Raw genomic sequence first — 282 nt, 5'->3', positions numbered from 1 at the left:
GCTCCACAAGAGTTATATAATTCCACTCGCGATACGCCTTCCAGAAATAGTTTTCCCCATCTTCAGACCACGGATTTCCATCAGCAACATAGTTGTCAATGCCATCAATAATCCATCCACCGCGCTTATACAAATCTTCAAAACTCTTATACCCTTCCAATTCCTCCGTAAAATCATTGGAAATATACTTTCGGGATTCCGTAAAATCGCCTACCTGAATTCCATAATTAGTCCATTTAACCCAAGCGTCCATCGTCTTACGGATACCTTCAATAGACTTCT

At 40.8% G+C, this 282-nt stretch carries 1 protein-coding gene; it reads right to left on the bottom strand.

Annotated features, from left to right (window positions below; genetic code table 11):
- On the bottom strand, positions 1-253 hold a 253-nt coding region (locus HMPREF2980_RS04075; RefSeq protein ID WP_256370616.1), incomplete at its 3' end, for a DUF6318 family protein.
- Between the last annotated feature and the right edge of the window lie 29 nt (positions 254-282).

This window comes from Rothia sp. HMSC076D04 (assembly GCF_001814645.1).
GTDB lineage: Bacteria > Actinomycetota > Actinomycetes > Actinomycetales > Micrococcaceae > Rothia > Rothia mucilaginosa.
Note: the sequence above shows the minus strand (reverse complement) of the source record. Positions and strands in the feature narration are given on the sequence as shown.